This window comes from Verrucomicrobiia bacterium (assembly GCA_019634625.1).
Lineage (GTDB): Bacteria > Verrucomicrobiota > Verrucomicrobiia > Limisphaerales > CAIMTB01 > CAIMTB01.
This window is the reverse complement of record JAHCBA010000024.1, coordinates 18,244-43,803: the sequence shown is the minus strand read 5'-3', so window position 1 is coordinate 43,803 and position 25,560 is coordinate 18,244. Positions and strand designations below refer to the sequence as shown.

Below are 25,560 nucleotides of genomic sequence, written 5' to 3'. Positions count from 1 at the left end.
ACCTCGATCCAAGACCGCCAATCTCTTTTCACAAGTAAGTTGACCGATTTAGTCATGAATACAGCCGCACCCGGGGCCCAACCGAAGCTCACGCATAACGAGGCGATCAAGGAGGCCGTCCCAACCCTCGCCGGAACCATCGCCGCCACCCTCGCCGATCCCAACGCCGACCGCTTCTCCGAGGACGACCAGCAGTTCCTCAAGTTCCACGGGATCTATCAGCAGGACGACCGCGACCTCCGCAAAACCGGCAAGAAGTTCATCATGATGATCCGCGGTCGCATCCCGGGCGGTGTCATGTCCCCCGCCCAATGGATCGTCTTCGATGACCTCGCCACCCGCCACGGCAACAACACCCTGCGGATCACCACCCGCCAGAGCATCCAGTTCCACGGGGTCGTGAAGGCCGGCCTCGGCCCGCTCATGCGCGCCATCAACGATTCCCTCCTCTCCACCCTCGCCGCCTGCGGTGACGTCAACCGCAACGTCCTTGCCCCCCCCACCCCCGCCTTCAGCCCCGCCCGCGCCGAGGTCTTCGCCGATTGCGTCCGCGTCGCAGATGCCCTCCGTCCCCAAACCCACGCCTATCACGCCATCTGGCTCGACGGCACCCAGCTCAACCTCGAAGACCCCGCCCAAAAGGACTTCGTCGATCCCCTTTACGGCCCCACCTACCTCCCGAGGAAGTTCAAGACCGCCTTCGTCATCCCCCCGCACAACGACATCGACATCCTGACCAACGACCTCGGCTTCATCGCGGTGATCGAGGACGGTCAACTCCTCGGTTACAACCTCGCCGTGGGTGGCGGCATGGGGCGCAGTCACGGCAACACCCAGACCTTCCCGCGCCTCGCCGACGTCCTCGGCTTCCTTCCCCGCGAACACCTCGTCGAAGTCGCCAAGGCCGTCCTCACGGTTCACCGCGATTTCGGCAATCGCTCCGACCGCAAACGCGCCCGGCTCAAATACGTCCTCGAGGAACGCGGCGCCGATTGGGCCCGCGACCAGGTGGAGCAGCGCGCCGGCATCCGCCTCGAACCCGCCCGCCCCTTCGAGTTCACCCGTCAGGACGACCTCCTCGACTGGCACCGTCAGCACGACGGTCGCTGGTTCCTCGGCCTGTGGGTGCCAAGCGGTCGCATTCAGGACCATGGCCCGGTCCGCCTGAAAACCGCCCTGCGCCAGGTGGCGGAACGGTTCCCGATCGAGTTCCGCCTCACCGCCAACCAGAACGTTTACCTCGCCGACGTCACCGAAGCCGATCGTCCTGCGGTGGACGCCCTGCTCCGGGATCACGGTGTTCGCACCGAGTCCCAGACGAGCCCGATCCGGGCCGCCGCCCTCTCCTGCCCCGCGCTCCCCACCTGCGGACTCGCCCTCGCCGAATCCGAACGCCACCTGCCCGGCGTTCTCGACCGCATCGAAGCCCTCTGCGCCGAACTCGGCCTCGCCAACGAGGAAATCACCCTCCGCATGACCGGCTGCCCCAACGGCTGCGCACGCCCCTACGCCGCCGAAATCGGTTTCGTCGGCAAGGCCCCCGGCCGCTACCAGGTCTGGCTCGGCGGCAACCAGGCCAGCACCCGCCTCAACCGCCTCTGGAAGGAGACCGTCAAGGACCCCGAACTCATCGACGAACTCCGCCCGCTCCTCGCCCGCTACGCCGGCGAACGCCAGTCCGGCGAACGCTTCGGGGACTGGGTCGCCCGCGTCCTCTGGAACGAATCCCAATCCTGATTCCCCAATCCTGATTCCCCCATGTCCGCCCCTCCCGACCTCGCCGCCCTCAATCGCGATCTCGCCGGCAAACCCGCCCTCGAAATCGTCCGCTGGGCCATCGCCCATGCCCCCGGTCACGCCATTGTCTCCACCAACTTCCGTCCCTACGAGGCGGTCCTCCTCCACCTCTGTGTCCAGGTTCAACCCGACCTCCCCGTCCTCTGGGTGGACCATGGCTACAACCGCCCCGCCACCTATCGCCACGCCGAACAACTCCGGTCCCGTCTCGGCCTCCAGCTCAGGCCCTACCTGCCCCGCCTCACCGCCGCCCATCGCGATGCCATCGACGGTCCCATCCCCGACCCCGGCGACGAGGAAGGCCTCAAGAAGTTCAGCGCCCTGATGAAGCTCGAACCCTTCCAGCGCGGCATGCGCGAACTGGCCCCCAAAGTCTGGATCACCGCACTCCGCAAGGTGCAGAACCCCAACCGCGCCGGACTCGACATCGTCAGCGACGACGCCAACTTCGGCACCCTCAAGGTCAGCCCCCTCTTCCACTGGTCCGACGCCCAGCTCGAAGACTACCTCCGCCAGCACGATCTCCCCAACGAGTGGGACTACTTCGACCCCGCCAAGGCCGACGAAAAACGCGAGTGCGGCCTCCACGCCGCCTGGGGTGGCAAGGCCGCCGCCGCCGTCTAGGACCCACCCCGACTCATGTCCTCCTACCACCTCGACCACCTCCAGTATCTCGAAACGGAGGCCATCCATGTCATGCGCGAGGTCGCCGCCGAGTTCGAGCGGCCCGCCCTCCTCTTCTCCGGCGGCAAGGATTCCATCTGCCTCCTGCGCCTCGCGGAAAAGGCCTTCCGCCCCTCCGACCTGCCGCTGCCCCTCCTCAACATCGACACCGGACATCACTTCCCCGAACTCAACGCCTTCCGCGACCACCGCGCCGCCGAACTCGGCGCCCGCCTCATCGTCCGTACCGTCGAACAGGCCATCGCCTCCGGCATCGCCGTCCCTGTCCCCGGCGAAATCAGCCGCAACCGCCTCCAGATCCCCACCCTCCTCGCCGCCATCGAGGAGTTCCGCTTCGACTGCTGCATCGGCGGCGCCCGGCGCGACGAGGAAAAGGCCCGCGCCAAGGAACGCTTCTTCAGCTTCCGCGACGGCTTCGGACAGTGGGACCCCAAGAACCAGCGCCCCGAGCTCTGGAACCTCTACAACGGCCGCGTCAATCCCGGCGAACACATGCGCGCCTTCCCCCTCTCCAACTGGACCGAACTCGATGTCTGGGAATACATCCGCCGCGAACGCCTCGAAGTCCCCACCATCTACTTCAGCCATCGCCGCTCCTGCGTCCGCCGCGGCGGCCAATGGCTCCCCGTCACCGATCTCCTCCCGCCCAAACCCCGCGAGGACGTCCGCGACCTCGTCGTCCGCGTTCGCACCATCGGCGACATCATCAGCACCGGCCTCGTCGAAAGCCCCGCCAACACCGTCGAGGATATCCTCGCCGAAATCGCCGCCGCCCGCGTCACCGAACGCGGTTCCCGCGCCGACGACCGCTCCTCCGAAGCCGCCATGGAGGACCGCAAAAAGCAGGGTTACTTCTGATGCTCCCCATGAATCGTGGCGAATCGTAATTCGTGAATCGTCGAGGGTCCGTTCGCTCCCGTAAACCACGCCTGCGATCCGCCGCCTCCCGTCCCCGGAAAACCGCCCCCTCCATGTCCTCCCGACTCTCCCATCCCGTTGACATCCTCCGCTTCAACACCTGCGGCTCGGTGGACGACGGCAAGTCCACCCTCATCGGCCGTCTCCTCTACGACTCGAAATCGCTCATGGAGGACCAGATCGAGGCCCTTGAACGCTCGGCCGACATCACCGGCGGCGGTCAGATCAACCTCGCCAATCTCACCGACGGACTCCGCGCCGAACGGGAACAGGGCATCACCATCGATGTCGCCTACCGCTACTTCGCCACCCCCCGCCGCCGCTTCATCGTCGCCGACACCCCCGGCCATGTGCAGTACACCCGCAACATGGTCACCGGTGCCTCCTCGGCCAACCTCTCCATCGTCCTCGTCGATGCCCGCCACGGCGTCACCGAACAAAGCCGCCGCCACACCTGCATCGCCGCCCTCCTCGGCATCCCCCACCTCGTCATCGCCGTCAACAAGATGGACCTCGTGGACTGGAACGAGGAACGCTTCCTCGCCATCCGCAGCGAATTCGAGGGCTTCCTTCCCCGCCTCGATGTCCTCCGCGACGTGAAGTTCATCCCCATGAGCGCCCTCAACGGGGACAACGTCGTCACGCCCTCCGCCAACACCCCCTGGCACCAGGGACCCGCCCTCCTCGGCCACCTCGAAACCGTCCACATCGCCAGCGACTGGAACCTCAGTGGCTTCCGTTTCCCCGTCCAGTGGGTCAACCGCCCCAACAACCCCCGCGACCCCGCCCTTCACGACTTTCGCGGCTTCAGCGGCCAGATCGCCGGCGGCATCGTCCGCAAAGGCCAGTCCGTCCTCGTCCTCCCCTCCGGCCTCAAAACCCGGATCCGTGACCTCTGGACCCACGACGGCTCCCTCGATGAAGCCTTCTGCCCCCAGTCCATCACCCTCGTCCTCGAAGACGACCTCGACATCTCCCGCGGCGACATGATCGTCGGTCTCGAGAATCTCCCCGGCATGGACAGCGACCTCCGCGCCCGCGTCTGCTGGATGCACCCCCGTCCCCTCCAGGCCGGCCGGAAGTACCTCCTCAAGCAGACCACCCAGACCGTCCAGGCCGTCGTCACCCATCTCGACAGCCGCCTCGACATCCGCACCTTCGAATCCGACCCCGCCGCCCCGCAACTGGCGATGAACGACATCGGCGAGATCCGCCTGCACACCGCCCGGCCCCTCGTGTACGACGGCTATCCCCAGAACCGCCTCACCGGCTCCTTCATCCTCATCGAACCCGGCACCAACATGACCGTCGCCGCCGGCATGCTCCATCCCCCCTCCGCCCTCGTGAAACCCGAATACACCGACTTCGCCATCTGACCCCACGGGGTCACATCTCTGAATTTGACAATTGCATGCTTGGGACCGGTTTCACGCCTCCATGGTCAGATTCAGGGATCTGACCCCGCCCCCCGCTTCCACCACCATTCCGCGAAACACGGACATCGCCCTTCCGATTCGGTCCAGCATCCCCGCGCCCCGCACCAGCAGCGCCGTGGAAAGCGCGTCCGATTCCGTTGCCGAAGGCAGCACCGCCGCCGCCAGCCAGGCGCCCTGCACCGGTTCCCCCAGCCGCGGATCGATGACATGCCCGTAGTAACGGCCGCCCGCTTCAAAGCCCTTTCCCCACACCGCCGATACCGACAGCGTCTCGTCCCGCAGGTCCACCACCGCGAGGGGTTTCGCGCCCGACTCCGACCCGGCCCTCTCAACGCCCGGACACCCCGGCCCCTGCGGAGGATCGATCGCCACCCGCCACACCCCGATCTCGGGCGGCGAACCCCACGCCACCGCCGTACTGGTGCCCCCATGGATCAGGGCCGCCTCGATGCCACCGTCCCGCAATCCTTCCGCCGCCCGGTCCAGCGCATACCCTTTCCCGATCGAACCCAGGTCCAGCATCATCCCTTCGCAGCGAAACCCGATCGTGTGCCGGTCCGGATCCAGATCGATCCCGTCCCAGCCCACACACCGTCGCGCCGCCTCGATCTCGTCCGCCTCCGGCACCCGGCCCCGCTCTCCCATCCCGCCCCACACCCGGACCAGCGGCGCCACCGTCACATCGAACGCCCCGTCCGTCACCCGCGACAGCAGGCAGGCATGCTCGATCAGTTGAAACACCTCCGGGGTCACCCGCACCGGCTGCCGGGCCGCACGGCGATTGACCGCCGACACCTGGCTGTCCGGCCGGTACAAGCTCAACGCCGCCTCGATCCGTTCGATCTCCCCCACCGCCTCCTCGCCCAGCGCCCGCAACCGCCGTTCCTCCGGACCGTGCAGCACCAGTTCGAACCGCGTCGCCATCGCCGCGCAGGCCATTCGAAGCATCGCCACGCCGCCACCCTCCCCCCGCTGCCCCGGAGCCCCAAGCCAAAAGACCCGGTCAAGAGACCCGCTGTGCCATCCGTGTCAGCGGGCGGTCAAAACCGGCCAGTGGTGGGCGGTTCAAAACCAGCCACGGGTGAGGTGAAGTTCCTCGCGGAGGCGGCGGCGTTGGCCGTTGGTTCCCGGGTTGAATATCCTCACCGTGAACGAACAGCAGTCCATTCGAACCCTTGCCGAGCGGGGCTGGTCCCGTCGGCGCATCGCACGGGAGCTGGGTCTTCACCGTGAGACGGTAGGCCGATACCTCGGTCCGGCGGGCGCATCGACCGGGGCGGTCGCTGCCGGCGCCGCAAAACCAGCCATTCCGCCCGCCGGCTCCGCGGATTCAGAACCGGCCAACCCCGGGGTCACATCTCTGAATTTGACAATTGGACCCGCGTCAGCGTTCCGCCTCAAATGTCAAATTCAGAGATGTGACCCCGGGTTGGCCACCGGCACGGTGGAGTCAGGCTTGACCCAAATGTCAAATTCAGAGATGTGACCCCAAGTGAACGCGGACTCCGCCGCCCTCGATCTCGCCGAATTGATCGTCGCCCTCCTCGACTGGATCCCGCATCCCACGGCCCATCAGCTCCGGCCCATCCTGGAACGATGGGATCCCCGTCACGGGTTCCGTCCCCAGTTCCGCGCCCTCAGCCGTGCCGGCCTCGCCGAATGCCGGCGCACCGGCCGCGACACCCGCATTTCCCTCACTCCGAAAGGCCGCGCCGCCGCCCTGGGAGGTCTCGACCCAGCAGCCCGTTGGAGTCGTCCCTGGGACGGACAGTGGCGCTTTCTCCTGTTCGATCTCACCGGGTACCAGCCCGGACTCCGCATGCGTCTCTGGCGCTGGTTGCGCCAGGGCCGGCTCGGCTGCCTCCAAAACAGCGTGTGGATCTCCCCCGACCGGCTCGACACCCACTCCCTCCCGCTTCGCGACCTCCATCTCACTCCGGACGCCTGCACGGTCATCCAGGGTCGCCCCGCCCCGCCCGATCAGGATGCCGACCTGGTCCGGTCCGCGTGGGATTTCACCGCCATCGACACGCGCTATCGCCAGTATCTTCGCGCTGCGGAGCAGGGACTTGACCTCGCCTCATCGCGGGACGTGCCGCCGGCGCAGCGCCGAAAGTGGCTCCGGTTCCAACGCCTCGTCTGGCGCCAGGCCCTCTCCCTCGACCCCGTCCTCCCGTCTCCCCTCTGTCCCCCTTCCTACCTGGGCCGTGACGCCTTCGAATCGAGGGCCCAGGTCCTCGCCCGCTGGGTCGAATCCGACCTCCAGGCCCTCGGCGGCGTGCCCGCCCCCTGATCGCCCCTACAGCACCTCCAGATACAATGACCGGAGATCGTCGCGTGTCACCGGGACCGCGTTGGTCCGATGACACGGATCCTCCCACGCCTGGTCTGCGAGGGTCTCAATATGCTCCGGTGTCACGCCGTGCTGGCTCAACCGGCTTGCCAGTCCGAGGTCCGCCAGGAACTTCATCAGGAATCCCACCGTCTGGCAGTCCGCCTCCCCGTCGCTCACCCGCACCAGATCCAGCCCGCACGCCAGTCCCACGCGCCGATACAGCCCCGGGCGTTGACGCGCGTTGAAGTTCATCACCGCCACAAGGCACAGGGCGTTGGCGAGTCCGTGGTGCATCCCGCACACCGTCGAGAGCGGATGCGCCATCGAATGCACCGCCCCGAGATCCTTCTGAAATGCCACCGCCCCCATCGCGGCCGCCACCAGCATCCGCCCCCGGGCATCCACATCCGCACCATCCCGGTAAGCCCTCGGCAACGCCTCGACGATCAGCCGGATGCCCTCCAGCGCAATGCCGTCGCACATCGGATGGAACTGCGGGCAGGTGAAGCTCTCGATGCAGTGCGTCAAGGCATCCGCCCCCGTCGCCGCCGTCAGTCCCGCCGGCAACCCCGTCGTCAGCGCCGGATCCAGCACCACCAAGCGCGCCAGCAACTCCGGATGAAACAGCACCGATTTCCGTCCCGTGGCCGCCAGCGTGATCACGGAACTCCGCCCCACCTCGCTCCCCGTCCCGGCCGTCGTCGGAATCGCCACCAGCGGTGCCAGCCCTGTCCAGTCCTCGGGCACCTCGTAAAACCGCCGCAGATCGCACCCGGGCCGCTTCACCAGCAGTCGTGCGGCCTTTCCCGCATCCAGCGGACTCCCCCCCCCCAGCGCCACCACCCCGTCGCATCCCCGGTCCCGAAACTTCGATGCCGCCACCCGGACGTCGTCCTCCACGGGGTTCGGATGCACCCCGTCGAACACGTGCCATTGACTGCCCCTCCCTTCCGCCCCCAGCGCCGCCTCCACCTGCCGGAACGCATCCGTGCGCACCACCCCGGCATCGGTGACGACCAACGGCCGCCGCACCCCCATCGCCTTCAACTCCGCCGCCAGCCCGGCGATGGTCCCCGCCCCGAACAGGGTCCGGGTGGGAAACGAAAACGTCGTCGCATTCATGCTCCGCCCCGTCCTCGCATGCCGGCCCCGGTCCGCGCAAGCCGGCACCTGTTCACCCTTCGGAGGGACGAGCTCCGCGAGGCCGCAATCCACTGCTCCACGCCCTTTCCCCCTCCCCGGGAACTCGTACTCAGCCCGAAGGGCGGTACTCGTACGCGTCCTCGTCCTCGAACCCGCAGGCACACCCCTTCAGCGTCGCCTCATGGCGGGTCCGATGGCTTCGACCCTGTTCGGACCTCCCGTTCCGTATGCGAACTGGGCGGGTACGATTACGATTACGATTACGATTACGATTACGATTACGATTACGAGTACGAGTACGGGTAAGAGGCCTGCTGCAAGAGTCTGAAATGCGCTGACAGCAGGGCGGGGACGTCGGAGGGCAGAGGCTGGGTCGAACTCTGTTGGGTGTGCACGCTTTAGCGTGTCGGGGCGGATTTTGGAGGCTCACGCTGAAGCGTGTACACCCAACGGTCCCTCCGACTTCACCACCCCGTTTCACCCTTCGGAGGGAGGAACGGACTCACGGCGCATTGAATTGCGCGGAAGCCTGCAATGTGCCCACGCCGCGCGGTACCGTGACGTTGAATGTCACGGTTCCCGCCGCCATCGCCTGAGGTCCCGACTCGATCACGCTGGACGTGGAGGTGATCCGCAACCGGACCGGCGTACCGTCAGGAATCCCGGTGCCGGTCACCACCACCTGCACCGGCCCCGCGTCGGTAAAGACAACATCCGGGGTCTGGAGGTTCCCCGAAGGCGGTTGGGCGACGTTGACGCCGCGGACGCTCTGGATGGCAAGTGTGCCAATCCGGTTGAGTTCGCCATTCGCTGCGGGCAGCCCAACGACTTCGACTGGAACACGGCTGCCGGTGAGGGACCGGACATAGCCCTCGACCCGGATCCGTCCGTTCGGGTTGTTCTGCTGCCCGCCGAAGGCCTGCAGGGTTCCGCCCCCGGTCACCCGATCGGCCCGCAGCAGAATGGACCCGCCCGAACCGAATCCGCCGAAACTGGCACCGCTCCATTCCCGGTCGCCGCCGTTGGCCCGGATCAGGCCGTTAAGCTGAATGTCGCGCGACGACGCGATGAGGATCGCCCCGCCGCCCCCTCCGCCATTTCCTCCGTTCGATCCCGCGGTCGAGGAGCCGCCGCCCCCGCCCGACCCCCCGGTGAGCGGCTGGAGGAAGGCGTTGCCGTAAGTTCCGTTGTGACTCCCGTTCTGGCCGTCCCGCAAATTCTCCGGATTCGTCTGCTGCGCCGTTCCCGGGGCACCTCCGCCGGGACCCTGTCCCGGCGACCCGACCGTGGAGGCGGAGGAATCGAAGGCGATCGCCCCCCGTCCGCCATGGAACCCGCCTGGCCCCCCCAAAGCCGCCACTCCGGGCGGCAAGGCATTAAAACCCGTCTGCCCGCTCACATCGATCGTACCGTCGATGGTGACGTCACCCGTCGCCAGCCACCGGACCGGTGTGTTGCCCGCATTCCGATTGAATTGAACGGTCACGCCGGCCGGGACGTGGATGGTCGTGAAGTTCCAGATCCCGTCCGGTCTGGCCGACATGTCGAAGACCTGCGCCTTGGAACTCCAGAGCGTCCAGTTGTTGCCGTCCCAAAGCCACGTGTCGGCGGAGAAGTTGTCCACGCTCGGGATGGCTCCGCCAAAAAGGACCCCGCGCCCCCGGGCATTATCCCAGACCATGGCATGATTCTGCCGGCCGGCCGGGCTCGTCGCTGGCGAACGCTCGGTCCAGTCCGTGCCATCCCAGCTCCAGGTGTCGCTCCGGTTCCCGCCGCCGAAGAGAAGCAGCGTGTTCGAAGTGCCATCGGCAATGAACGTCGGGAAGTTCCGGGCCGGCGGCGTTCTAAGCGAATTGCGCTGGGCCCAGTTGGCCCCATCCCACACCCACGTCTGGCCGAAGTTGCCGAACAACACGCATTCCTGCCGGGCGGCATGATACGCCATGGCACTGGAACCGGTGCCCGGCGGACGGGTCGGAGGATTGGCCTGGGACCAGTTCACGCCGTCCCACAGCCAGGTCTCCTGGCCCCCGCCATTGCCTCCGAACAGCACCACCCGTTGCCGTGCCGCGTCGTAGGCCATGGCGTGACCATCGCGGGTGGTGGGTGAACTCGCCGGGGTCCTCTGAACCCAGTTCGTGCCGTTCCATGTCCAGGTGTCGTTCAGGCGGCCGGTCGAGCGGGTGCCGCCGAACAGCACCACCTCGCCGCGCGCCTCATCCCACACCATCGCGTGGCCCCACCGATCGACCGGACTGCTGGCAGGAAGGACCCGCAGCCAGTTGCCGCCGCGCCACACCCATGTATCCCCAACGCCGACATTGGAACTCTGCCCGCCGAACAGCACCACCTCCTGCCGCACGGGATCGTATGCCATGCCCGCCGCGTTTCGGCCCAACGCGATCTCCCGGAAGGTGAGCGGCCCGTCGGCCCCCGTGGAGCCGCTCGAGAACGGCAGATCCGGATCCGCCGCCCAAGCCGGCAGGCCCAGCACCAGCACCGCCCCGGCGAACCAGGCCAACCCGCGGCGCACCGACCCTCGCAGAGGGTCCTCCCCTCGATACGGCGCGCCCGGCGACACCTCCGGAGGCAGACCGCACCGTCCCGCACCCCGATTGGCGATTCGCGATTCGCGATTCGCCGGTTCTTGGGCACACAGGGGGTTCCGCGGCGCAGCGTGGCGGGCGGAAAGGAGGCGCAGGTGACTCATGGCTCGGTCGGTGGAGGTTGCGAGGGGCGGCAAAGGAAATCCAGAACGCCGGACGGGCCGGGCGAAGGCGGGTTGAAAAGTGCGTTGCGTGGACATGGTCCGGGTCGGTCAGGGGTTGTGATAACTCACCACGGGAGAGACGACGGTGACAGGTCCTGTGACGGGTGCCGGCACGGCGTTGAGGTAACTCACGACCGGCGCCGCGACGGTCATCGCCGTCCCCGCCGGCACCCCGTCGCCCAGGGCATTGAGGTAACTGGCGGGCGCGGAAACCACCCGAACAGACACCCCCGCCGGGGGGCCTTCCGCCAGGGCGTTCAGGAACGAAACCGGAGCCGAAACAACCCGCAGCAAGGGGGTCGAACTGGCGTCCAGCGGATCGGAACCGCTCGCAACCTCGCCATTGTCGTCCCACCCGTCGCCGTCACTGTCCGGACTGATGGGACTGGTCCCGCGACGAAACTCCTCCCGGTTGCTCAACCCGTCGTTGTCCATGTCCTCGTCCCCGTCATTGATCCCGTTGCCATTCGTGTCCGCCAGGCGCGGATCGAGTCCGAAGAACAGCTCCCAGGCGTTCCCCAGGCCGTCGCCATCGAGATCCTCAAGGCCGTCCGGAATGCCGTTCCCGTTGGTGTCGCGGCGGGTCGGGTCGTATCCAAGGGCCTCCTCGATGTTGTCCGGCAATCCATCGCCGTCGGAGTCCACCTCGCTCAGAACCCAGAAGGTCCAGGTCACATCCGCCGTCAGGGCGTTGCCTGCCAGATCGGCGATGGGCGGGCGCACCCGCGCCTCGTAATACCCCGGCGCCAGCGGCTCGGGCAGCGTCAGCAACGCGGTCTGCAATGGACCCCGGTATTCCACCCGCCCCTGCGTCACAAGGATGTCGTCCGCCGTTCCGAGCGCCGCATCCGGACCGGCCGAGCGCAGGGTGAAGGTCTCCCGTCCCACCGTGGCAGGCACGACGGGCTCATTGAACACCGCCGAGAGCACCGCCACTTCGCTGGCGAAGGCGCCCGGGGCCGGCGTGCGCCGGATCACCCGTGGCGGGGTGGCGTCCGGAACCAGCTCCACCGTGACCACCGGCGTCGCGGCCCGGTTCCCACCCGTGTCGATCGCCCTCGCCTGCAGGGTGAACGAGTTCCGGGTCGGGGTGATCGTTGGCGTGGTGAAGAAGAAATCGAACCCGTAGTTGTTGTCGGTCGCCACCAGGACCCCATCGACCAGGAACTCGACGCTCCGCACCTGGACATCGTCCCGGACCCGGGCGATGACATTCACCAGCTTGCCCTCCTCCGCCCGCGGCGGATCGAGCGGGAAACTGGCTGCCAGCGAGATGGACGGCGGAACCCCGGCGCGGTCGAAGGCGAGGAAATTGATCACCTGCAGCCCCGCCCGGCCGTCGGCGACATACGCCATCCCATTGTACAGGCTCAACGCGGTGGCCAGCCCGGGCGTCGGGAAGGTGGCCACGAACGCCGTTCCCAAACCATCCTCCCCAAGGTTGTAAAGCGAGACGTGGTGGTCGCCGTCGTCGGTGCTGTTGGCCGACACCGTCGCCACGCCCAGGCCCGAACCGTTGGGAACGATCTGCTTCCAACCCTGCTGGGCCGTGTTGTTGGCCAGCACCCGCCGCAGGCTGGTCCGGTCACTCACATCGAAGACGTTGTACCCGGACGTGAAGGTCGCGTAGGCACGCCCGTCGGCCACAAACAGCCGAAGACGCCGGCGCCCCGCCCCCACGCCTCCCGGCGACGCCACACTCCCCGTCACCGTCAACGCCCCCTCGTCCAGTGCCACCGCATACAACTGCCCCACCGCCAGCACGAAGAGCGTCGTCCCGGACACCGCCAGATCCTGGATGTTCGCCGAATTGGACAGCACGGTTGAATCGATGACCCGCCCCGAGGCGAGATCGACCATGGCCACCAGTCCGTTGGCCAGCCCGACCAATCCGACACCCCCCGCCACCGCCACCGCATTGACCGGCGCCCCCAGGTTCACCTGGTGGAGGAGGCGCGGCCCGTCGGCCCCCTGAAGGTCGATCACGATGAACCCGCCCGGCCCGTCGGCCACCGCGACGTACCGTGCGGTGCAGGCCACGCACCCGGCGTTGCCAGGCGTGTCGATCTGCGCCACCCGCGTGGGATTCAACCCGCCCGACACGTCGAAAATCGCCACTCCCGCCTCCGAATCCGCCACGACCGCCAGACTTCCCAGCGCGCACACATCCACCGCGTTCCCCGGCGTGTCCGCGCTCGCCACAATCCCCGTGCTGACCGGCCGGCCATCATTCGGATTGGTGCCCCGGCGCACTTCCTCCCCGTCCGGAATCCCGTCCCCATCCGTGTCCGGGTTCCGGTCGTCCGTCCCCATGATGAACTCCGCCAGATCCGACAACCCGTCCCCGTCCGTGTCCGGCGAACGGTCCGGCCCGAGCACCACCCCCGGCAGCAGGAACTGCCGCCCGTTCCCCGCCGAAATCCAGTCGGCCGTGCCCACATGCAGATCCCGGGCCCGCAAGACCCACTGACGATACCGTGTGTTGGGAGCCATGATGAGGTTGGCGTGCCCCTCCCCGTTTCGTCCGGTCACGCCCCGCTGCTCGATCCGGCCCGTCTCGAGATTCATCAACACGAAGTAGTGCAGCCCCAGCGACGGCGTCCGTCGCGGCCGCCGCGTCGCCAGCGGCGGCGTCCCGCGCAGCGTTTCCTCAAAATCGCTCACCCCGTCGCCATCCGTGTCGCGCCGCCTCGGATCCGTCCCCAGCTCGTACTCGCGCCGGTTGATCAATCCGTCGCCATCGAGATCCAGGAAGGCATCGGCCGGGTTCGCCGGATTGAGGCCGTGCTGCAATTCCCACGCATCGGGCATCCCGTCGTTGTCCATGTCCAGCGGTGACCGCACCACGATCCGCACCGCCGCACTCAGCGGTTTGCGATCCATCCCCGGCGAATGCGTCACCAGAATCGTCGCCGTCCCCGGCCCCACCCCATGCACCACCCCATCCACCGAGACGGTCACCACCGCCGGATCGGTGGAGCGATAACGCGTGCCCGACGCCTGCCGCGTCACGTCGGTGGACACGCCGTCACGGAATCCCAGCGTCGTGATCGCCGCCGTCTCCCCGATGTCCACCAGCTCGCGCGGCACCGACGCCGTCAGCCGGTCGAACGGCATCCCGGCTCCGTGCCCGTGCAGTCCGAGGCGCGGCCCGCCGGGACCGACTTGATGCGGCGAGGGCGCCGGGCACGCCGGCCAGCCCTGCGCCGTCGCGAACGCCCTGATCTGGTCGATCATCCCGTTCAACACCGCCTGTCCCGCCTGGTACGCCGCATCCGTGCGCGCCGAATCGTGCCCGACGTTGTACGCCACCACCGCCGCCGTGAACTGCGTCTCCAATTGCGCCGTCAACGCCTGCGCCCGCGCGTTCAGCGTCGCCGTCGCTTCCGCTTCCGTCCGGATGCAGGGCACGAACTCCGCCTCCAGCGCCGCCTCGGTCGCCGTCCACAACGGCGCCAGCAACCCCGGCCAGTCCACGTCCCGGTGATGCACCTCATGCGCCCGGCTCGCCTCCTTCATGTGCCATGCCCCCCGCCCCGCCCCCAGGTACGCCGCAAGCGTATCGATGACATTGCACCGGTTCGCCCGGGTGATGTTTCCTCCCACCGTCGGATTCGGCTCCGTGCTCCCCGACATCGACAGGTTGATGGTCCCGTTCCAACGCAACCGCGTCACCCGGTACCGCCAGTTGTTGTCCGCGTCCCGGCAGATCGTTCCGTCGATGGTGAACCCGCTGTGGGACGTGTAATTGCCCCCCGCGTCGGCATCGTTCTCGGTCAGCGTCCACCCGCTCTGATCCACCGGACCCAACCCGTTCGCCCCGCAGCCGGGACCGGCCGGCGGCGTTCCCCGGCATTCGCCCCCGACACAACGGTCGTCCGTCGTGCACGGATCCCCATCGTCGCAGACCGACCCCTCCTCGCATGGCCCATCGCCGTCCCCATCTCCATCTCCATCTCCATCTCCATCCCCATCCCCGTCCCCATCGCCGTCTCCATCCCCGTCGCCGTCGCCGTCGCCACCTCCATCGCCGTCTCCGCCACCTCCCCCGTCTCCGTCTCCGCCCCCATCTCCTCCTCCATCGCCATCCCCATTGCCACCGCCACCCCCCAACAACTGGTCACAGCCACCGCTGCTTCCGGGGGCCGTTCCATGCCAGCCGGGCTGAAGCAGCCCCACCCCGGGGTCGGTCTCCACAAACAGCCCGTCCGCCGTCACCGTCATGGGACCCACGATCTCCCATTCGCCCGTGTCGTGGTTGAAACTCCAAAGCGCGCTCGACGCGCCGGGTGGCAGCCGCTCGCCCGTCTCGGGATCGGGCAGGTTCGGGAACCGGACGGGCACCGGCCGGTCGAAATTGCTCGCGCCGTCGGTCTGGACCGTGATGACCAGCGGCAGATTGAGACCCGGCGGCAGCGGGCTCGGCAACCGGTCCGCCGGCACCGGCGCAATTCCAACCCTGCCCCCGCGCGTGCCATCATCCGCAAACAACGCATTCGCCGGCACCTGTATGGCCACCCCCGCCAGCTCGGGACTCCCGGTAATCACCTCGTCCGGGAACGTGACCACCGTGTCCACCGTCGCGCTGACCACCTGCAACGTCCCCGGCACCACCCGCGGCAGGTAAATCACGCCGGTCCCGCCGGCGAGGTTGTCATCCCGCCCGGCCGCCGCCGTAAACGACTTGCCCACAAACGGGTAATAAGCCCCGTCCGGCCAGTCCGAATCCGGTGAAGTCCGCCCGTCAATGTGGACGAAAAACGTCCCCGACGGCGCCGGCCTCAGCGTGAAGTTCCCGTCCACATCGGTCACCGCCCGCAACGTCTCCTCCCGTCCGTCCACCGTGATGGTGACCCCGGACAGCGGCCGGTTGATCGGCTGGCCCAGGGCATCCGTGCCCGGCTCCGAGGCCAGCACCCGCCCGATCACCGCCGTTTGCCCCACCGGCGTCAGACTGACGGTGTCGAACCGGAACACCCGCCGCCCCCCCGGTCGCCCGTCGCCATTCGCATCCAACGCCACCCCGCGCGCATCCCGCAGATGGTCTCCCACCAGGGTCACCGTAACCCGGGTGTTGCCGGGCAACGGTTCCAGATAGAACAGGCTCGCCTTCAGCCGGTCACTCGACAGATCCACCCGCGTCAGCAACCGGCGCCCGCCCGCCTCGGCGTAAAAGTTTGCCGGTTCCAGCACCGCGTCGGCGCCCAGCGGCCCCGTGAAGTACACGATGCTCTCCCGCGTGACCGCAATGTCGCTCGCATTGGCCGCCGGACTCGTCGAGGCCACCCCCGTCACCGGAGTTCCCGAATCGGGATCCGTCCCCTCCAGGTACTCCTCCAGGTTCGATCTCCCGTCCCCGTCCTGGTCCCGGGCCGCATCGGTGGGATCAAACGGATTCAGGAATGTCGGGTACTGCAATTCGTACAGGTCATCGATGCCGTCCCCGTCCACGTCCCCCGGAGAGTCCACCGAAAACCGCTGCACCCGGTAGAACCGCGACCCGCTCCGCCCCAACGCCGCGCTGTCGGTCAGCGTCACCTCACCCTGCACCCCCATCGCGATCGCCACCGGCTCGGTCACCGTCGTCGCCGTCGCCCCCCGGAACAGCACGTAATAGCTGCCCGACACCGCCTCGACCCGCACCGCCGGCCGATCCACCGAGTCCAGTTGCGCCTCGACGATCCGGAAGGTCTGCGACTGGAGGCTCGCGGAGGCCAGGAGAAACGCCCAACTCCCGATCAGACCACCAACACGCTGGAGGAATCGAAGGTTCACGGGGAGGGAGAGCAGGCGCTGCCTTCGTACGCGCACCAGCGCTCCCATGTCCACATGTTTTCTTGAAAAACAGTCCTCCTTACCCACCCCGCTTCACCCTTCGGAGGGACGAGCTCCGCGAGGCCGCAATCCACTGCTCCACGCCCTTTCCCCCTCCCCGGGACTCGTACTCAGCCCGAAGGGCGGTACTCGTACGCGTCCTCGAACCCGCAGGCACACCGTTTCAACGTCGCCTCATGGCGGATCCGATGGCTTCGACCCTGTTCGGACCTCCCATTTCGCATGCGAATCAGGCAGGGCGGGTACGAGTACGAGTACGATTACGATTACGATTACGATTACGATTACGATTACGATTACGAGCACGAGCACGAGCACGAGCACGAGCACGAGCACGAGCACGAGCACGAGCACGAGCACGAGCACGAGCACGAGGCCGAGGCCTGTTGCAATACACGGAGATGCGCCCCATCGCACCACCCCCTTGCGGCCTCGTGGAACCCGGCCCTCCGAGGCGAGGCTGCGCGACGTTCGCACCTCTCCCCACGATTCCCCGTTCCCCGTTCCCCGTTCCCCATTCGTGATCCCCCATTCGCCTTCGTTCCCGGCCGCCCGACCCGTACCCTCGGCCCATCGTGTCCGTCACGCTCTACGATCTCCTTCCCAAGGACGGCCCCGTCGGGCCCGACGTCCTGCTCGGCCGGTTCCTCGAATACGCCGAGGCCCGACGCCTCACGCTCTACCCGGCCCAGGAGGAAGCCATCCTCGAACTCTTCGAGGGCCGCAACGTCGTCCTCAACACCCCCACCGGCTCCGGCAAGTCCCTCGTTGCCGCCGCCCTCCACTTCCACGCCCTCGCCCGCGGACGTCGCTCGATCTACACCTGCCCGATCAAGGCCCTCGTGAACGAGAAATGGATGGCCCTCTGCCGTGAGTTCGGACCCGACAACGTCGGACTCAGCACCGGCGATGCCACCGTCAACCGCGACGCCCCCATCCTCTGTTGCACCGCCGAGGTCCTCGCCAACATCGCCCTCCGCGAAGGTCCCGACGCCACCGTCCACGATGTCGTCATGGACGAGTTCCACTGGTACGCCGACCGCGATCGCGGCGTTGCCTGGCAGGTTCCCCTTCTCACGCTCCCCCAGGCCCGTTTCCTTCTCATGTCCGCCACCCTCGGCGACACCGCCTTCTTCGAGGAACAACTCACCCTCCTCAACGGACGCGACACCGTTCCGGTGAAATCCACCGACCGCCCCGTCCCGCTCGAGTTCTCCTACGCCGAGACGCCCCTTGCCGAAACCCTCGACACCCTGGTCCGCGAAGGCCGCGCCCCGGTCTATATCGTCCACTTCACCCAGGCCGAAGCCGCCGAAAGCGCCCAGGACTTCACCAGCATCAACGTCTGCACCCGCGACGAGAAGGCGGCCATCGCCCGGGCCATCGACGACTTCCGCTTCGCCAGCCCCTACGGACCCGAAATCAAGCGCTGGCTCCGTCACGGCATCGGACTTCACCACGCCGGGCTTCTCCCCAAGTACCGGGTCCTGATCGAGCAACTCGCCCAGCGGGGACTCCTCAAGGTCATCTGCGGCACCGACACCCTCGGCGTCGGCATCAACATCCCCATCCGCACCGTCCTCTTCACCCGCCTCTGCAAGTTCGATGGCCAGAAGGTCGGCATCCTCAGCGCCCGCGACTTCCACCAGATCTCCGGCCGCGCCGGCCGCAAGGGCTTCGATGACCGCGGCTGGGTGGTCGCCCAGGCCCCCGCCCACGCCGTCGAGAACCTCCGCCTCGAGGAGAAATCCAAACGCGACGGGAAGAAGTTCCAGCGCCGCCAGCCCCCCGAACGCAACTGGGTCAACTGGGACCGCAAGACCTTCGACCGCCTCATCGCCGCCCCCCCCGAACGCCTCGCCTCCAGCTTCGCCGTCTCCCACGGCATGCTCCTCAATGTCCTCAGCCGCCCCACCGACGGTTGCGCCGCCATGCGCGACCTCATCCGCAGCAGCCACGAATCCCCCAACCGCCGCAAAGCCCACCGCCGCCGCGCCTGGCAGCTCTTCCGCTCCCTCCTCGAACGCCGCATCGTCGAGTTCGTCCCGGACACCCCCTCCGCCCCTTCCGTCGCTCCCGCCCCTTCCTCCCCACCCCGCCGCCACACCCCGCTCCGGGTCCACGTCGATCTCCAGGACGACTTCTCGATGGACCAGACCCTCTCGCTCTACCTCATCGAAACCCTCCCCCAACTCGACCCCGCCTCCCCCTCCTACGCCCTCGATCTCCTCACCCTCGTCGAGGCGATCCTCGAGAACCCCGAAATCATCCTCCGCCGCCAGCTCGACAAGCTGAAGGCCGAGAAGATCGCCGAGTGGAAGCAGCAGGGCATGGAATACGACGAGCGCATGGAGGAACTCGAGAAGCTCGAATACCCCAAGCCCCTCCGCGAATTCGTTTACGCCACCTTCAACGCCTTCGCCGACCGTCACCCCTGGGTCGGCCAGGAGAACATCCGTCCCAAGTCCATCGCCCGCGAAATGTTCGAGACGTTCCGTTCCTTCGCCGACTACATCAAACTCTACGATCTCCAGCGCTCCGAAGGCCTCCTCCTCCGCCACCTCCACAGCGCCTACAAGGTCCTCGCCCAGACCGTCCCCGACGCCGCCAAGACCGATCCCGTCCGCGAAATGGAACTCTACCTCGGCACCATGATCCGCGAGGTCGATTCCAGCCTCCTCGACGAGTGGGAACGCATGCGCAATCCCGATCGCCCCACCGCCGGGGACCGCACCGACCGGCGTCCCCCCGGCGCCGAAGAGGCCGATGCCGACATCACCCGCGATCCCCGCACCTTCACCGCCGCCCTGCGCGTCCGCATCTTCGCCTTCCTCCGCGCCCTCGATCACGACGACCCCGCCGCCGCCCTCGAACAGATCCCGGCCCACGCCGATTCCGAACCCTGGGACCCCGCCCGGCTCCGCACCGCGCTCGACGCCTACCGCAGCGAACACCACGGACCCCGCCTCGACCCCGAAGCCCGCAACGCCCGCCACACCTACCTCCGCCGCTCCGAAGACGGCGCCACCTGGCACCTCGAACAGATCCTCGTCGATCTCGAAGCCCACAACGACTGGGCCGCGGAGTTCACCGTGGATCTCCCCGCCTCCCGCGCCGCCCGCGAACCCGTCATCCGCTTCCTCCGCCTCCGCCCCCTGCTCGATCCTTCATCCCATCGCCCGGAGGAGCCTCCTCCAGTTGACCCGCCCTCACCGACCGCCTGATTCCGGGGCCATGAAAGGATGCACTCCAGAGAGGCAGGGCAGTGCCAGAGCGTTGCGGGTCCGCCGGCTGCTGAGGCCGTTGTGCCCCGAGGGGATGGTGGCGGGCGCGGTGTTCTTCGCCTTCTCGCTGACCCCTTCCCTCCTGCCCCGCTCCTACGCCGTCCAGGGACTGCTTTCCGGACTGTCCTTCGCCGCCGGCTACGGGGTGGGCGTGGCCGGCGTCCTGCTCTGGCGCTATCTGCAATTGCCCCGGGCCCGCACCCGCGTCCGCCGGGTGCTGCGAACCATCGCCGCGGCGGCGACCGCGCTGTTGTGCCTCGCCAGCCTGTGGCACGCGGCGCACTGGCAGAACTCGATCCGCCGATTGCTGGGCATGGAGGAGTTGTCGGGATTCCAGCCGGTGCTGCTGGTGTTGATCGGGGCCCTGCTCTTTGTGCTGGTGCTGGGACTGGCGCGCCTCTTCGCGTGGGTGTGGCGGAGGTTGTCGTCACGACTCGGGCGCTACGTGCCGGCCCGACTGGCCCGTCTCCTGGCGGCGGGGCTGTCGGTGTTCGTCTTCTGGACGACCCTCAACGGGCTCTTCTACCGGTTCCTGCTGAAGGCCGCGGACCGTTCCTTCCAGGCACTCGACGCGCTGATCGACGATGAGCTGCCGCGTCCGGCCGGTCCGGAACAGACGGGCAGCAGCGCGTCTCGAATCGCCTGGGAAGACCTCGGCCGTCAGGGGCGGGAATTCGTCGCCCGGGGCCCGTCAGCCGCCGACTTGAGTGCGTTCTTCGGACGCCCGGTGACGGCACCGATCCGGGTATATGTGGGACTCAACAGCGCAGACAACCCCGAAGCGCGCGCGCAACTGGCCCTGGAGGAACTCATTCGTGCCGGCGGCTTCCAACGGTCGTTGTTGCTTCTGGTCACCCCGACCGGCACGGGCTGGGTGGACCCGGCGTCCCAGGCCACCGTGGAATACCTCCATCGCGGGGACCTCGCCACGGTGGCGGCGCAGTACTCCTACTTGAGCAGCCCCCTGGCGTTGCTCACCCAGGGCGACTACGGCGCCGAAATGGCGCGCGCCCTGTTTGCACGGATCTACGGGCACTGGCGTTCGCTCCCGAAAGACTCGCGTCCACGCCTGTTCCTGCACGGTCTCAGCCTCGGATCCCTCAACTCCGACCTGTCCTTCGACGTCTTCGATGTCGTGGAGGATCCGTTCGACGGCGCCTTGTGGAGCGGGCCGCCCTACCGTCATGGGACGTGGCGGCGGGCAACCCGGGAACGGGATCCGGGGTCTCCGGCCTGGCTTCCAATCTTCCGGGGCGGATCCGTGGTCCGATTCATGAACCAGACAACCGGACTTCGGGAGGGAACCGGCACCTGGGGAAACTTCCGAATCGCCTTCCTTCAGTACGCCAGCGATCCCATCACCTTCTTCGACCCCAAATCCGCGTGGCGCATGCCCGACTGGATGCGCGAACCGCGGGGTCCCGATGTCTCACCCGCGTTGCGATGGTTCCCGGTGGTGACGATGCTGCAACTGGCCACGGACATGATGGCCGGAACGGCCCCCAAGGGCTTTGGCCACGAGTACGCACCGCTGCACTACATCGACGCCTGGCTCGCAGTGACGGAACCCGAAGGGTGGACGGATGCCGAACTGCAGCGACTGCGCGCCCTCTTTCACGAAAACGAACCGCGCGCCGGGGGACGATGATCCGCCCATGTGCGGGTCAATCCTGTGCCCGCACGTACCCGCCCTGCCAGAGGCAATGGGCTCAAATCGGCATTCTTGATCTTCTGTCCCGGGCCTCCAGGTCGCCTCGGCACCCGTCCGAGGATGAATTGTAATAATACAGATTTGACCCCATTGCCCGCGGTTCACTCCCTCCGTCCGTCCGCGCGCCGCTCCGGAGCTCCTGACCATGCGGCCAAGCGAAAGCCCTGGTTGCCGTCCCCGTCGCTAGGGTCCCAGTGGGCCCGGTAGGCGGCACGGCAGAAGCGCGCGCTGTACAGCCACGAGCCGCCGCGGATCACCCGGTCGGCGCCATCGACCGGCCTGACGGGATCGCTATCGCCACCTTGGGCGTAGGCATCCGGGGCGTACCAATCCGCACACCACTCCCACACATTGCCGCTCATCTCTTCAATTCCGAAGGGACTCGCCCCACCCGGAAAACATCCTACGGCACTGGTCGATCCAATCCCGGTCTCAAAGCAGTTCTGGCGGTCAGGATCCTCGTGGTCCCCCCACGGGAACACACTCCGATCCGTCCCGCGTGCCGCCTTCTCCCATTGGGCTTCGGTGGGCAGACCCATCCGCATTCCCCCTGCGGTGAGCGCCCTCCGGAGGGGCTCCGGTGTGACCCGGCTGTTCCGCAGCTTCCGCGTCAGCCAGACGCAGTAGGCCATCGCCTCGTCCCACGAAACCCAGATCACCGGATGGTTCGCCACGCCGCGCAGGCAGTCGGGTTTGCAAGGACGAAAGCCCCCGTTCTCCGCCCGGTCCTCCGCGAACGCGCGGAACTGCGCCACTGTCACCGGATACCGCCCGATGTAGTACCGCGTCAGCGACACCGTCCGGGACGGCACTTCGTTAGAATCGGCATTCGGATCGCGCCTCGGATCGCTTCCCTGCTGGAATGGCCCCTCCGGAATCTCGACGAACCCCAGCAGAGGCTCGTCGGGCAGATACCACGCATCGGCCCGGAACCGCGCATCGCCCAATCTCCCCAGGGCCTCGCCCAGGCCGCAGCGTTCGCGCGCCGGACGTGTTCCCCGCATTCCCTCGAGGCAAAGCGTCCGCACTCCATCGAGCATTCCATCCGTCAGTTCGACCTGCCGCCCTCTCAGAATCTCGACACAGTCGGCCACCAGCGTCGTCATCGACAGCCCGGGGGTTCCTGAAATCGCCTTGAGGATCTCCCGCAGCAGATCGACCGCACGCCGGGGACGCCGGTTCCCGGCCAATTGATTCCCAAAGAGAAAGGAAAGCGTGTTGCGCCACTCCGGCCGTTCGCCCCGTTCGCGAAACACCGCCGCCAGTCGGGCCTCATCGACATCGGCGATCCGTTCGGCGGCAAAGAACTCCTGAAACGAGAAATGATGGAACTCCGCCCCGTCCGACTCCACCGGGAGGAGCAGCCCGCTCTCGGACAGCAGCCGGTCCCTCGCTTCGTTCACCCTTCGGAAGCCCGGCTCCCGGTAGTCCGCCTGTTGATCCGCCTGGAGCAGACGGTCGATCTCCCGGGCGGTCGCCCGCGCCTCCGGCGTCTCCCGCGTCTCGTCCAGCCCCTGGCCGGTATGCATGCCGTGGGCGATGGCCGCCAGACGATGCCGCATCAGGGGGACCTCCTCCGGCGCGAACCGGTTGTGCAGCACCGTGTCGGCGATGCGGTCGTACAAGTCATGCCTGTCCTGCGGCAGCCGCTTGCCCTCCCCGTACACGATGCCCATGGCCGTCAGGAGCAGCGGATTCTCGGCCAATGGCACCAGCCATGTACGCTCCGCGATGTCCCTCAGCAGACCCGCCGCCGTCTCCCCGGCCCGCCCCGGATCCTCGATCAGGATCCGGAACCAGCGCCGGACCAGTTGCTCCTGGAACTCCCGGGCCAGCCGGTCCAACGGCGCATGCACCAGCCCCAGCCTCCGGACATCCCCATCGGACAGGCCATACGGCCGGCTGGTGAGCAGGATCCGGTTCCCCGCCTTCTCCCAATCCGGAAGACACTGTGCCAGACCGCTGACCAAGGCCGCCCGACGGGAGGCGGGCACTTCATCCGCCCCATCGAGAATCAGCACCACGCCGCCTCCCTCCAGGCGCGGTTGCAGCCCACCCCAGGAAAGGTCGCCGGGTCGCTCCTTCGTGAGCCACCGCTTCAGGGCGTCCTGAAGCAACCGGGCGGTAAGCTCCCGGCGCCGCGGCAATGCGCGGTGGAAATCACGCAGGCGGATCAGCACGGGAAGCTTGCCTTCAAGCTGCCATGGAAGGCCCTCGAATCGCGTCTCCTCTGCCCGCTCCAATTCCGGTTCCGGCATCCGCCTGTTCGCCAGCAGCCAGGCCAGCCAGCGGCAAAAAGTGGACTTCCCCGACCCCGGCGCACCCGAGACGTAGAGCGAATGCTGGTTGACCACATCCAGCAGGAGCGGCGAATCGGAAGGCTGGTCCGCCTCGCCGAATTCCGCTCGGTCGGGGTGAATCGCGATCCATCGCCGCTTCCCCCCGCCTTCCTCCGCATCCGGACGCGCCTCCCGCCACGTCGTGGTCAGCGGCACATACACCGAGCCGATTCGCACCGACTGCCCCTGCTTCAACCGCAGGCCAAGCAGCTCGACGCTGCCGCATTCCCGCTTCACCCACTCCAGGTACCCGGATGGAATCGCCTGTGCCTTTCCCCCCTTTCCGCCCCGGCTGGCGCGCCCCCCGGCCCCCTTCCCTCCACCCGATCCCCGCCCTTTCCCAGGCAACCTGGCCGCCAGTCGCTTGAGGAACGGAACCAGGTCGTCGAAGGACGCCCCGTAGGGCACCACGTCGAGCCACGCCACCTCCTTCAATTCGTCGCGCAGCGCCCCGGCGTCCTCCTCCCGACAGAGCACGAAGTGCCGATGAGTCGTGTGTTTCCGCGCCTCGCGGGCCCACTCAATCAGGCGGGTGAAGTTCGGATCTGTCACCGTCCCGCGGCATCCCACGAACACCAGCGTCCGGTCCATGGTGAACAACCGCAGGATCGTGGCCGCAAGCGGATCGTCCCTCACCCGGTCGTAGGAGCGCAGCCCGAGCACCACGGATTCAGGATTCTCGTAATACCCATGGAGGTGGAGAACGCATGACCCCCCGTCACCGCGCAACGCCTCCTCGAACCGCGCCTTGTTCCCTTCGACCCAGGTGACCGGCGATCGCCCGGTGGCCTTCTCGAACAGCGGATCGTAGTTCAGCGTGGCCAGCAACCCGGGAAAGCCGGCCAGCACTTTCAAGATCTCCGGTTTCGCCGGTTCGAGTTCTCCCAGGCTGTCCTTGAGCCAGGCACGGTACTTTCCCGGAGCCTTGCGCATGAGTCGGCTCGTGATCATCTCCGCCGCCTGCACCAGGAAGTCCGGACTGCCCAACCGGATCAGGGCGCGCACCGCATCCGCCTCGTCGGCCTTGATCGCGTGTTCCACCTTCTCGCAGTAATCCACACCATGGCCAAGCAACCCATCCCAACTGGCCACGACATGGCCATTCACCTCCTGCCGGTCACAGGCCGCCAGCGCCACGCCCGTCCCGGCCACCAGGACCAGTTGTTCCGGGCGCCCGGCGACCTCCTCCTCGAGCTTTTCCACCAGGGGATGCAGGCTCACGGGCCGAGATGGTGAATCCCCTTCCATCCGTGAGGCAATGACCTTGGTTTGCCACCGGAACCACGCGGTGCATCCCCAAGTTGTCGG

The 25,560-nt window shown here is 67.5% G+C and carries 13 protein-coding genes; 8 read left to right on the top strand and 5 right to left on the bottom strand.

All coding sequences use genetic code 11. The features are described from left to right. Positions 1 to 54 precede the first annotated feature (54 nt). The 4 genes from KF833_14730 to KF833_14715 all read left to right on the top strand — a co-directional run bounded on the left by KF833_14730 (position 55) and on the right by KF833_14715 (position 4,775). Positions 55 to 1,737, top strand: coding sequence for an NADPH-dependent assimilatory sulfite reductase hemoprotein subunit (locus KF833_14730; protein MBX3746561.1), 1,683 nt, complete (start codon positions 55 to 57; stop codon positions 1,735 to 1,737). Positions 1,738 to 1,758: 21 nt separating this feature from the next. Continuing rightward, a complete protein-coding gene (locus KF833_14725) occupies positions 1,759 to 2,421 on the top strand; it encodes a phosphoadenosine phosphosulfate reductase family protein (protein MBX3746560.1) in 663 nt (220 codons plus the stop codon). Between the two features lie 15 nt (positions 2,422 to 2,436). Next, positions 2,437 to 3,339 (top strand): sulfate adenylyltransferase subunit CysD, encoded by a 903-nt coding sequence (gene cysD, locus KF833_14720; protein MBX3746559.1) that lies wholly within the window; start codon positions 2,437 to 2,439, stop codon positions 3,337 to 3,339. 113 nt (positions 3,340 to 3,452) lie between these two features. Beyond that, entirely contained in the window at positions 3,453 to 4,775 is a 1,323-nt protein-coding gene (locus KF833_14715; GenBank protein MBX3746558.1) for a sulfate adenylyltransferase, read from the top strand. Between the two features lie 51 nt (positions 4,776 to 4,826). Here the strand turns inward: KF833_14715 and KF833_14710 are convergent, their stop codons facing one another. Next, on the bottom strand, positions 4,827 to 5,789 hold the full coding sequence (locus KF833_14710) for an FAD:protein FMN transferase (protein ID MBX3746557.1): 963 nt from the start codon (positions 5,787 to 5,789) through the stop codon (positions 4,827 to 4,829). A 178-nt stretch (positions 5,790 to 5,967) separates the two neighbouring features. Between KF833_14710 and KF833_14705 the strand changes: the two genes are divergently transcribed. Beyond that, positions 5,968 to 6,321: a helix-turn-helix domain-containing protein gene (locus KF833_14705; GenBank protein ID MBX3746556.1), complete on the top strand. Its 354-nt coding sequence runs from the start codon at positions 5,968 to 5,970 to the stop codon at positions 6,319 to 6,321. 6 nt (positions 6,322 to 6,327) lie between these two features. Beyond that, positions 6,328 to 7,128, top strand: a complete 801-nt coding sequence (locus KF833_14700) for a hypothetical protein (GenBank protein ID MBX3746555.1) — start codon at positions 6,328 to 6,330, stop codon at positions 7,126 to 7,128. Between the two features lie 6 nt (positions 7,129 to 7,134). Here KF833_14700 and KF833_14695 read toward each other — a convergent pair whose 3' ends face one another. The 3 genes from KF833_14695 to KF833_14685 form a co-directional block, all read right to left on the bottom strand. Next, a complete protein-coding gene (locus KF833_14695; protein MBX3746554.1) occupies positions 7,135 to 8,292 on the bottom strand; it encodes an iron-containing alcohol dehydrogenase in 1,158 nt (385 codons plus the stop codon). Between the two features lie 523 nt (positions 8,293 to 8,815). Continuing rightward, entirely contained in the window at positions 8,816 to 10,846 is a 2,031-nt protein-coding gene (locus tag KF833_14690; GenBank protein ID MBX3746553.1) for a hypothetical protein, read from the bottom strand. Positions 10,847 to 11,131: 285 nt separating this feature from the next. Beyond that, positions 11,132 to 16,858 carry an Ig-like domain-containing protein gene (locus KF833_14685; protein ID MBX3746552.1) on the bottom strand — a complete coding sequence of 1,909 codons (5,727 nt, stop codon included), beginning with the start codon at positions 16,856 to 16,858 and terminating at the stop codon, positions 11,132 to 11,134. Between the two features lie 635 nt (positions 16,859 to 17,493). Here KF833_14685 and KF833_14680 point away from each other — a divergent pair. Together KF833_14680 and KF833_14675 are read left to right on the top strand one after the other, a co-directional pair. Further along, positions 17,494 to 20,142, top strand: coding sequence for a DUF3516 domain-containing protein (locus KF833_14680; GenBank protein MBX3746551.1), 2,649 nt, complete (start codon positions 17,494 to 17,496; stop codon positions 20,140 to 20,142). Positions 20,143 to 20,152: 10 nt separating this feature from the next. Further along, entirely contained in the window at positions 20,153 to 21,850 is a 1,698-nt protein-coding gene (locus KF833_14675) for an alpha/beta-hydrolase family protein (protein ID MBX3746550.1), read from the top strand. A gap of 164 nt (positions 21,851 to 22,014) precedes the next feature. Here the strand turns inward: KF833_14675 and KF833_14670 are convergent, their stop codons facing one another. Beyond that, positions 22,015 to 25,473, bottom strand: coding sequence for an SUMF1/EgtB/PvdO family nonheme iron enzyme (locus KF833_14670; GenBank protein ID MBX3746549.1), 3,459 nt, complete (start codon positions 25,471 to 25,473; stop codon positions 22,015 to 22,017). Positions 25,474 to 25,560: the final 87 nt, after the last annotated feature.

Coding starts and splice junctions, on each gene's coding strand:
- KF833_14730 (MBX3746561.1), top strand. CDS start 55: ATGAATACAGCCGCACCCGGGGCCCAACCGAAGCTCACGCATAACGAG.
- KF833_14725 (MBX3746560.1), top strand. CDS start 1,759: ATGTCCGCCCCTCCCGACCTCGCCGCCCTCAATCGCGATCTCGCCGGC.
- cysD (MBX3746559.1), top strand. CDS start 2,437: ATGTCCTCCTACCACCTCGACCACCTCCAGTATCTCGAAACGGAGGCC.
- KF833_14715 (MBX3746558.1), top strand. CDS start 3,453: ATGTCCTCCCGACTCTCCCATCCCGTTGACATCCTCCGCTTCAACACC.
- KF833_14695 (MBX3746554.1), bottom strand. CDS start 8,292: ATGAATGCGACGACGTTTTCGTTTCCCACCCGGACCCTGTTCGGGGCG.
- KF833_14675 (MBX3746550.1), top strand. CDS start 20,153: ATGAAAGGATGCACTCCAGAGAGGCAGGGCAGTGCCAGAGCGTTGCGG.